General features: G+C 69.3%; 7 protein-coding genes. 4 read left to right on the top strand and 3 right to left on the bottom strand.

The window, feature by feature from the left end; all coding sequences use genetic code 11:
• Positions 1-137: 137 nt before the first annotated feature.
• From mmsB to chvE, 3 genes are all read right to left on the bottom strand, one after another.
• On the bottom strand, positions 138-1,421 hold the full coding sequence (gene mmsB, locus AB0B90_RS02920) for a multiple monosaccharide ABC transporter permease (RefSeq protein ID WP_350944273.1): 1,284 nt from the start codon (positions 1,419-1,421) through the stop codon (positions 138-140).
• 8 nt (positions 1,422-1,429) lie between these two features.
• Positions 1,430-2,959: a multiple monosaccharide ABC transporter ATP-binding protein gene (mmsA, locus tag AB0B90_RS02915; RefSeq protein WP_350944271.1), complete on the bottom strand. Its 1,530-nt coding sequence runs from the start codon at positions 2,957-2,959 to the stop codon at positions 1,430-1,432.
• A 100-nt stretch (positions 2,960-3,059) separates the two neighbouring features.
• Positions 3,060-4,202, bottom strand: coding sequence for a multiple monosaccharide ABC transporter substrate-binding protein (gene chvE / locus AB0B90_RS02910; RefSeq protein WP_350944270.1), 1,143 nt, complete (start codon positions 4,200-4,202; stop codon positions 3,060-3,062).
• 688 nt (positions 4,203-4,890) lie between these two features.
• Between chvE and AB0B90_RS02905 the strand changes: the two genes are divergently transcribed.
• The 4 genes from AB0B90_RS02905 (at position 4,891) to araA (ending at position 10,025) form a co-directional block, all read left to right on the top strand.
• Entirely contained in the window at positions 4,891-5,880 is a 990-nt protein-coding gene (locus tag AB0B90_RS02905; protein ID WP_350944824.1) for a LacI family DNA-binding transcriptional regulator, read from the top strand.
• A 170-nt stretch (positions 5,881-6,050) separates the two neighbouring features.
• Positions 6,051-7,754 (top strand): ribulokinase, encoded by a 1,704-nt coding sequence (araB, locus tag AB0B90_RS02900; protein WP_350944268.1) that lies wholly within the window; start codon positions 6,051-6,053, stop codon positions 7,752-7,754.
• A gap of 109 nt (positions 7,755-7,863) precedes the next feature.
• Entirely contained in the window at positions 7,864-8,532 is a 669-nt protein-coding gene (locus AB0B90_RS02895; RefSeq protein ID WP_350944266.1) for an L-ribulose-5-phosphate 4-epimerase, read from the top strand.
• The gene (gene araA, locus AB0B90_RS02890; protein ID WP_362920403.1) at positions 8,529-10,025 is read left to right on the top strand and encodes an L-arabinose isomerase; all 1,497 of its coding nucleotides are present in this window, start codon (positions 8,529-8,531) and stop codon (positions 10,023-10,025) included. The genes AB0B90_RS02895 and araA overlap by 4 nt, the downstream gene beginning before the upstream one ends.
• The last annotated feature ends 176 nt before the right edge of the window (positions 10,026-10,201 follow it).

Raw genomic sequence — 10,201 nt, 5'->3', positions numbered from 1 at the left:
CCTCCGCCCGGCTCCCGATCAGCCCCTCCACCCGGGCCGGGGAACCCAGCACCAGGTGACCCCGGACGGTGACCTCGCCGGGCCCGCCGGGGTGTCCCGGCGGGCCGAGGGCGTACTCGGTGGGAGAGGGGGAGGGGTCAGCGGCCCGCGCCCGCGCGGCGCTTGGTCCACACGTCGAGGGCGACCGCGGCGAGCAGGACCAGGCCCTTGAAGAGCATCACCCGCTCGCTGGGCGCGCCGATGAGGGACATGCCGTTGTTGATCACGGCCATGATGAGACCGCCGGTGAGCGCGCCGACGACCTTGCCCACGCCGCCCTGGACGGCGGCCCCGCCGATGAACGCGGCGGCGATGGCGTCCAGCTCGAAGCCGTTGCCCGCCGTCGGGCCGGCCTGGTTCAGGCGGCCGGCGAAGATGATGCCGGCGAGCGCGGCGAGCACGCCCATGTTGACGAAGATCCAGAAGGTGACGGACTTGACCTTGATGCCCGACAGGCTCGCCGCGTTCAGGTTGCCGCCGATGGCGTAGATGTGGCGGCCGAAGACGGCGCGGTTGGTCAGGAGCGTGTAGCCCAGGACGAGGAGCGCAAGGAGCACCAGCACCCAGGGCAGGTTCTTGAACCTGGCCAGCTGCACGATCACGACCATCACCACCACGGAGGCGGCGCCGATCTTCAGGAGGAACAGGGGCAGCGCGTCGACCTTCTGCCGGTAGCCCAGCCGCGCCTGGCGGGCACGCCACTGCGTACCGGCGATCCCGGCCACCGCGGCCAGGCCGACGAGCAGCGTGAGCAGGTCGGCGCCGCCGAGCGGGCCGAGGCCGATGTTGCCGAAGAAGCCGGGCACGAAGCCGTTGGCGAGGGTCCGTACCTCGTCGGGGAAGGGGCCGATGCCCTGGTTGCCGAGCACGGTGAGGGTGAGCGCCCTGAAGATCAGCATTCCGGCGAGGGTGACGATGAACGCCGGGATGCCGAAGTAGGCGATCCAGTAGCCCTGCCAGGCCCCGATCAGCGCGCCGGCGATCAGCGTGATGAGGATCGCGAGCGGCCACGCCACGTCCATGTCGACCATCAGCACGGCCGCGATGGCGCCGGTGAGCCCCACCACGGAGCCCACGGACAGATCGATGTGCCCGGCGATGATGATCAGGATCATGCCGATCGCGAGGATGAGAACGTAGGAGTTCTGCACCATGATGTTCGAGATGTTCTGCGGGCTGAGCAGCTCACCGTCGGTCAGGATGGAGAACAGCAGGATGATCAGCGCGAAGGCGATGTAGATGCCGCTCTGCCGCAGGTTCATCGAGAAACGGCTGCCGGGTGCCTTCGCGGGCACCGACAACAGGTCGCCGTCCGGTGGTGGCGCTCCGGTCTTTCCTGCGGGTTCGGCGACTCCGTGCGCCGGGACCTGGCCGCTGCTCATCGTGCTCCCTAATCCTTTTCCTTGGTCATGAACTGCATGAGCCGCTCAGGGGTGGCCTCCGCCCGCGAGACCTCACCGGTGATGCGACCGGCCGACATGGCGTAGATGCGGTCGCAGACGCCGAGCAGCTCGGGAAGCTCCGAGGAGATGACCAGGATGGCCTTTCCCTGGTCGGCGAGCTGGTTGATGATCGAGTAGATCTCGTACTTGGCACCCACGTCGATGCCCCGGGTGGGCTCGTCGAGGATGAGCACGTCGGCGTCGGTGAAGATCCATTTCGACAGCACCACCTTCTGCTGGTTGCCGCCGCTGAGCTTGCCGGTGACCGACAGCACGCTGGGAGCCTTGATGTTCATGCTCTCCCGGAAGCCGTCGGCGACCTGGTACTCCTTGTTGTCGTCGACCCAGCCGCGTTTCGCCAGCTTCCCCAGCGCCGCGGCCGAGACGTTCCGCTTGATGTCCTCGATCAGGTTGAGCCCGTACCGCTTGCGGTCCTCGGTGGCGTACGCGAGCCCGTGGCCGATCGCCTCGCCGACCGTGCGGAGCTGGATCTCCCGCCCGTTCTTGTAGACGCGGCCGGAGATGTCGACCCCGTAGCTGCGGCCGAACACGCTCATCGCGAGCTCGGTGCGCCCGGCGCCCATCAGCCCGGCGAGGCCGACGATCTCGCCGCGGCGCAGCGTGAGGCTCGCGCCGGAGACGACGACGCGGCCGTGCTGGCTGGGGCTGTGAACCGTCCAGTCCTCGATCCGCAGCGCCTCCTCGCCGATCTTCGGCTCGTGCGGCGGGAAGCGGTGCTCCAGGTCGCGGCCGACCATGCCCGAGATGATGCGGTCCTCGGTGACCCGGTCGTTCTTCATGTCCAGGGTCTCGATCGTCCGGCCGTCGCGCAGGATCGTGGTCGAGTCGGCGATCGCCTGGATCTCGTTCAGCTTGTGCGAGATGATCACCGAGGTGATGCCCTCGTCGCGCAGCCCGCGCAGCAGGTCGAGCAGGTGCGCGGAGTCCTCGTCGTTGAGCGAGGCGGTCGGCTCGTCGAGGATGAGCAGCCTGACCCGCTTGGACAGCGCCTTGGCGATCTCCACCAGCTGCTGCTTGCCGACGCCGATGTCCATCGAGAGCGTCACCGGGTTCTCCCGCAGCCCGACCCGCTCCAGCAGCTCGGCGGCCTCGGCGTTCGTCCGGTTCCAGTCGATCAGGCCGCGGGTGGTCCGCTCGTTGCCGAGGAAGATGTTCTCGGCGATCGAGAGGTAGGGGCTGAGCGCGAGCTCCTGGTGAATGATCACGATGCCGCGCTTCTCGCTGTCCCTGATGTCGGAGAAGCGGCACGGCTCGCCGTCGAAGAGGATCTCGCCCTCGTACGAGCCGTGCGGGTACACGCCGGACAGGACCTTCATCAGCGTCGACTTGCCGGCGCCGTTCTCCCCGCAGATCGCGTGTATCTCGCCTCTGCGTACCACCAGGTTGACGTCCTGCAGGGCTTTGACGCCCGGGAACGTCTTGGTGATCCCCCGCATCCGAAGTATGTCGTCGGTCATGCCGTCCGCCTCCGTACTGCCTTCCCGCTCCGTGTGCGCCCGGCCGGCGGCGGGTGGAGCGCCGCCGGCCGGGTGCCGTCCGTCATGACACCGGCACCGCTTACTTGAGCTGGTCCTCGGTGTAGTAGCCGGAGTCGACGAGGACCTGCTTGTAGTTGTCCTTGTAGACGATCACCGGCTCGAGCAGGTTCGACGGGACGACCTTGTTGCCGTTGTCGTAGTCCTCGGTGTTGTTGACCTCGGGCTTGCCGCCCTTGAGCACGGCGTCGGCCATCTCGACGGTCACCGCGGCGAGCTTACGGGTGTCCTTGTAGATCGTCGCGTACTGCTCGTCCCCGATGATCGACTTCACCGAGGCGACCTCGGCGTCCTGGCCGGTCACGATCGGGTAGGGCTGGCCGGAGGTGCCGTAGCCGCTGCTCTTGAGCGCCGACAGGATGCCGATGGACAGGCCGTCGTACGGGGAGAGCACGCCCTGGACCTTGGTGTCGCCGGAGTAGGCCTTGGTGATCAGGTCCTCCATGCGCTTCTGCGCGGTGGCCGGGTCCCAGCGCAGGATCGCGACGGTCTTGAAGTCGGTCTCCTTGCTCTTGACGACGAGGGTGCCCTTGTCGATGTACGGCTTCAGGGTGTCCATCGCGCCGTTGTAGAAGAAGGTGGCGTTGTTGTCGTCGGGGGAGCCGGCGAAGATCTCGATGTTGAACGGGCCCTTGGCGTCGCCCTCGGAACCGTCCTCCTTCTGCAGCTTCAGGCCGACCAGCAGCGAGGTCGCCTGCTGCACGCCCACCTTGTAGTTGTCGAAGGTGGCGTAGTAGTCGACGTTCGGCGAGTTGCGGATGAGCCGGTCGTAGGCGATGACCGGGATCTTCTTGTCGGCGGCCTGCTGGAGCTGCGTGGTGATGGCGGTGCCGTCGATCGAGGCGATGATCAGCAGCTTGGCGCCCTTGGTGATCTGGTTCTCGATCTGGTTGACCTGGGTGGGAATGTCGTTCTCCGCGTACTGCAGGTCGACCTTGTAGCCCAGCTTCTCCAGGGCGCCCTTGACGTTGTCGCCGTCGTGGATCCAGCGCTCGGAGGACTTGGTGGGCATGGTGACGCCGACGAGGGTCTCGGCGGGCGCCGCGGAGGCCGCCCCCGACGCGCCCGCGCCCTCGTCGACGGTCTTGACGCTGGAGCCACAGGCCGTCACTCCCATGGCGAGAGCCAGGCTCACCGCGGCGGTGGCCAGCTTCCCGAACTTCATCGATTACCTCCAGGGTGGGGTTCCGTGCCTACGGTCCGGGGTGAGCCGGGGACACGGTTGGGCCGATTTGGCCGATGGGGCACAGCGAGGCGCGGTGCGTCCCGGGAGTAGCGGGTGCCGTGGCGGCACGCCCCGGATTCCGGCGTGCCGCCGGGGCGTGTTGTGTCCGAATCGGGTCCACGGCGACACCGGAGCCGGTCGGGAACCGGCCCGCTCCGGCGTCGGTGAGAGTGTCCTTGAACGTGTCCGTGGGCGTCGCCGCGGACACCGTCATGAGCATCGTGGTAAGCGTTGTGATGAGCACCGTCGTAAGCACTGCCGTAGGTACCGGCGTAAGCGCTGTTGTGAGCGCTCACATCCGCGGCATGAGGCCACCGGATGGTCCCTTCGGCTGTGTGACGAGCAATCAAATGCCCGGGTCGGCCGACTGTCAACCCCCGGGCGGTCAGGAGTCCTCGCGTCATGGAGTCCTTCTCGCAGGAGATGTGAGCGTTAACAACAAGGTATGCGCCAGTTAAGGGCGTCATGACGGCAACGTCAAGTAGGTGTTAACGGATGATCTCCGAGTAATCAGAATGTAATCTCACGGGTGCTTGACGCGGGGTGTTGTTAGCGCTCACAGTCTGTCCCAAGCCACCATGAAGGAGCCGACCAAGTGAGTCCGAGCCTCGAACGCCGTCCGCCCGTGATGGCGGACGTCGCCACGAGGGCCGGTGTGTCGCACCAGACGGTCTCGCGCGTGCTCAACGACCACCCCAACGTCCGCGCCGAGACCCGCGAGCGGGTCCTGGCGGCGATCCGTGAGCTCGGCTACCGGCGCAACATGGTCGCCCGAGCCCTGGTCACCAGGCACACGCGCACCCTGGGCGTGGTCAGTTTCGACACGACCCTCTACGGGCCCGCGAGCACGGTCTACGGCATCGAACAGGCGGCCAGGGCGGCAGGTTACTTCGTCAGCATGGTCAGCCTCAAGACCATCGACACCGCGGGTGTGCGCGACGCGCTCGGCTATCTGGCCGAGCAGGCCGTCGACGGCATCGTGGTGGTCGCGCCCCAGCGCTCGGCCGCCCCCGCGCTGGCCGGTGCCCCCACCGACATCCCCGTCGTGGCCGTCGAGGGCAGCCACACCGGCGACGTGTCGGTGGTGAGCGTCGACCAGATCGAGGGCGCCCGCCTGGCCACCCGGCACCTGCTCGACCTCGGCCACGAGACCGTGTGGCACATCGCCGGCCCCTCGGACTGGCTGGAGGCCGACGGGCGGATCGAGGGCTGGCGCGAGGTGCTGAGCGCCGCGGGCCGCACGGCCCCCGAGTTGCTGTCCGGAGACTGGAGCCCGCGCTCCGGCTACGAGGCCGGGCTGCGCCTGGCGGGGACACCCGGCGTCACCGCCGTGTTCGTCGCCAACGACCAGATGGCGCTCGGGATGCTGCGGGCCTTCGCCGAGCTGGGCGTGCGAGTCCCCGAGCAGATCAGCGTCGTGGGGTTCGACGACATCCCCGAGTCGGAGTTCTTCACTCCGCCGCTCACCACGATCAGGCAGGACTTCGGGGCGGTCGGTAAATACAGCATCGAGGTCCTGCTCAGGCAGATGGAGGCGGGAGCGGAATGGTCCCAAGAGCGACATGTCGTCCCGCCACGGTTCGTGGCGAGGACCAGCACCGCGCCGTTCCGCGCCTAGGACCGCGTATCGTTTCGCACCGGTGGCCGCACCCGGGCGTGGTTCCGCGCCCGGATCCGCGACGCCCCGGCCCGCCCCGCCACGCCTGAGCCCCGTGGATCCGGCACGGCCACCCGTACCTGAGAACCCCCCCGAGCGAGGTCCCGCCGTCCTGATGTCCTGGAGAGAATGTGAACGCTAACAACGACCGTTACGTGGTCGGTGTCGACTTCGGCACACTGTCGGGCCGCGCCGTGGTGGTACGGGTGGGCGACGGCGCCGAGATGGGCACCGCCGTGCACGAGTACGCCCACCGGGTGATCGAGGAGCGGCTGCCGGACACCGCCGTACGCCTGGGCCCCGACTGGGCGCTGCAGTCCCCTGAGGACTGGCGGGAGGTGCTCCGCCAGGCGGTGCCCAAGGCCGTGGCGGCGGCCGGGATCGCCCCGTCGCAGGTCATCGGCCTCGGGACCGACTTCACGGCCTGCACCATACTTCCCGCCACCGCCGAGGGCACCCCGCTGTGCGAGATCGACGGGTTCGCCTCCCGCCCCCACGCGTGGCCGAAGCTGTGGAAGCACCACTCGGCGCAGTCGCACGCCGACCGGATCAACGCCGTCGCCGCCCGCAGGGGAGAGACGTGGCTGCCCCGCTACGGCGGGAAGATCTCCTCGGAGTGGGCGTTCGCCAAGGGTCTGCAGGTGCTGGAGGAGGACCCGGAGATCTACGACCGGACGGAGCGCTGGATCGAGGCCGCCGACTGGATCGTCTGGCAGCTCACCGGCGTGGAGACGCGCAACGTGTGCACCGCCGGGTACAAGGCCGTCTACCAGGACGGGGCCTACCCGTCCGAGGAGTTCCTCGCCGAGCTCAACCCCGGCTTCACCGGTTTCACCGCCAAGCTCGGCCGGAACCCGGCCCCCCTCGGGGGTCTCGCCGGACGGCTGGACGCCCGCGCCGCCGGGTGGACGAAGCTGCCCGAGGGCATCGCGATCTCGATCGGCAACGTCGACGCGCACGTCACGGCCGCCGCAGCCGACGCCGTGCGGCCCGGCCAGATGGTGGCCATCATGGGCACCTCCACCTGCCACGTCATGTCCTCCGACGCGCTCGCCGAGGTGCCGGGCATGTGCGGAGTGGTCCGCGACGGCATCGTGCCCGGACTGTGGGGGTACGAGGCGGGCCAGTCGGGTGTCGGCGACATCTTCGGGTGGTTCGTCGAGACCTCGGTGCCCGGATCCTACGAGCGCGAGGCGGAACAGCGCGGCCTCAGCGTGCACGACCTCCTCACCGAGCTGGCCGCGGCGCAGCGGGTGGGACAGCACGGCCTGGTGGCGCTCGACTGGCACAACGGCAACCGCTCGGTGCTGGTCGACCACAACCTCTCCGCCGTGGTGGTGGGCCAGACGCTCGCCACGAAACCCGAGGACACCTACCGGGCGCTGATCGAGGCCACCGCGTTCGGCGCCCGCACGATCGTGGAGACCTTCGAGAGCTCCGGGGTGCCGGTGACCGAGTTCGTCGCCGCGGGGGGCCTGATCAAGAACCGCTTCCTGATGCAGGTCTACGCCGACGTGCTGCGCCGCCCGATCTCGCTGATCGGCTCCGAGCAGGGCTGCGCCCTGGGATCCGCCATCCACGCGGCGGTCGCCGCCGGGGCCTACCCCGACATCACCTCCGCCTCGGCCGTGATGGGCAGCCGCGCCGAGGCGGCCTACATCCCCGACGCCGGTCGCGCGGACGCCTACGACCGTCTGTACGCCGAGTACCGCCGCCTGCACGACCACTTCGCCGACGGGAAGATGCTGCACGGCCTGCGGGCCCTGCGCTACGAGGCGAGCACACCGGCCGGCGAGAACGAGAAGAACACGTCGACGAACGAGGAGGACGCGTGACCGGGCGCGAGGAACAACCGATCGGGCAGTCCCCGCCCCCGTGCGCGGCCGGACATCCGGCCCCATGGGCGGCCGGGTACCCGGCCACGTGCGAAACGGCGGTGGCCCGATGAGCGCCGTCGTCAGGAAGCTGCGGGAGACGGTGGCGGCGCTCCACCAGGAGCTGGTCCGCTACAACCTGGTCGCCTGGACCGCGGGCAACGTCTCGGGCCGGGTCCCCGGCGAGAACCTGTTCGTCATCAAGCCGTCGGGGGTGACCTACGACGCACTCACCCCCGAGTCGATCGTGGTGTGCGACCTGGACGGCGAGCTGGTCGAGGGCGAGCTGTCGCCGTCCAGCGACACCGCCGCGCACGCGTACGTCTACCGGGCGATGCCGCGGGTGGGCGGGGTGGTGCACACCCACTCCACGTACGCCTCCGCCTGGGCGGCGCGGGGTGAGTCCATCCCGTGCGTGCTGACGGCGATGGCGGACGAGTTCGGCGGGGAGATCCCGGTCGGGCCGTTCGCGCTGATCGGCGGGGACGACATCGGCAAGGGAATCGTCGCCACCCTGGAGGGCCACCGCTCCCCGGCGGTGCTGATGCGCAACCACGGCGTCTTCACCATCGGCGCGGACGCCCGCGCGGCCGTCAAGGCCGCGGTGATGTGCGAGGACGTCGCCCGTACCGTGCACGTGGCCCGCCAGCTGGGCGAGCCGCTGCCGATCGCGGCAGCAGACATCGACAGTTTGTACGACCGCTACCAGAACGTCTACGGGCAAAGGAGTCCGCGGTGACCCTTCACGAGCGTGAGATCTGGTTTCTCACCGGAAGCCAGGGCCTGTACGGCGAGGACACGCTGGCCCAGGTGGCGGAACAGTCCCGGAGCATCGCCGAGCGGCTCGACGACGCGCTGACGTTCCGGGTGGTGTGGAAGCCGGTGCTGACCGACGCCGCGTCGATCCACCGGGTCTGCCTGGAGGCGAACGCCTCGGACGCCTGCGTCGGGGTGATCGCCTGGATGCACACCTTCTCCCCGGCCAAGATGTGGATCGCCGGGCTGGACGCGCTGCGCACGCCGCTGCTGCACCTGCACACCCAGGCCAACGTGGCGCTGCCGTGGAGTTCCATCGACATGGACTTCATGAACCTCAACCAGGCCGCGCACGGCGACCGCGAGTTCGGCTACATCCAGGCCCGGCTGGGCGTGGCGCGCAAGACCGTCGCCGGACACGTGAGCGACCCTGCGGTGGCGGCGCGCATCGGCGCGTGGGCGCGGGCCGCGGCCGGACGCGCGGAGCTGAGCTCGCTGCGGCTGGCCCGCTTCGGCGACAACATGCGCGACGTGGCGGTCACCGAGGGTGACAAGGTGGAGGCGCAGCTGCGTTTCGGCGTCTCGGTCAACACCTACGGCGTCAACGACCTGGTCGCCGCCGTCGACGCCGCGGCGGACTCCGACGTGGACACCCTGGTCACCGAGTACGAGGACACCTACAAGGTCGCCCCCGAGCTGCGCGCCGGAGGCGAGCGCAACGACTCGCTGCGCTACGCCGCCCGCATCGAGCTGGGACTGCGTCACTTCCTCACCGAGGGGGGCTTCGGCGCGTTCACCACCAACTTCGAGGACCTCGGCGGGCTGCGGCAGCTGCCGGGGCTCGCCGTGCAGCGGCTGATGGCCGACGGCTACGGCTTCGGCGGCGAGGGCGACTGGAAGACCTCGGTGCTGGTGCGCACCCTGAAGGTGATGTCGGCCGGCCTTGAGGGCGGCACCTCCTTCATGGAGGACTACACCTACCATCTCACCCCCGGCCAGGAGGTGATCCTGGGCGCGCACATGCTGGAGGTCTGCCCGACGATCGCCGCGGGCGTGCCCTCGTGCGAGATCCACCCGCTGAGCATCGGCGGGCGCGAGGACCCGGTCCGGCTGGTCTTCGACGCGGAACCCGGACCCGCCGTGGTGATCGGCCTGTCCGACATGGGGGACCGGTTCAGGCTGGTGGCGAACGAGATCGACGTGGTCAACCCCGCCGAGCCGCTGCCCAGCCTGCCCGTCGCCCGCGCGGTGTGGAAGCCCCGCCCGAACCTGAGCACCTCGGCCGAGGCGTGGCTCACCGCGGGAGGCCCGCACCACACCGTGCTGTCGTCCGCCCTGACCACCGAGGAGCTCACCGACCTCTCCGACATGCTCGGCGTCGAGTTGCTGGTCATCGACGCCGACACCACCGCCCGCCAGTTCGCCAAGGAGATCCGCTGGAACCAGGCGTACTACCACCTGGCGCGCGGTTTCTGATCCGGAACCGTTACTGATTCCATAGTCGGGTATCAGCAATCCGGGCGTTACCGCCCGGAAGGTCCGTCACGGTGTCACCGGAGCGCGGGCTGCGCTTCGGTGTCCTGAGTACGGTCTCGCGTTTCTTCCCGCTGGTGCGGGGTTGCGCCACCTGCCCGCCCCGGCCCGGCCTCGCG

It is taken from the genome of Streptosporangium sp. NPDC049078 (genome assembly GCF_040648855.1).
Taxonomy (GTDB): Bacteria; Actinomycetota; Actinomycetes; order Streptosporangiales; family Streptosporangiaceae; genus Streptosporangium.
The sequence above is the reverse complement of the archived record's forward strand: the minus strand, read 5'-3'. Positions and strand labels throughout refer to the sequence as shown.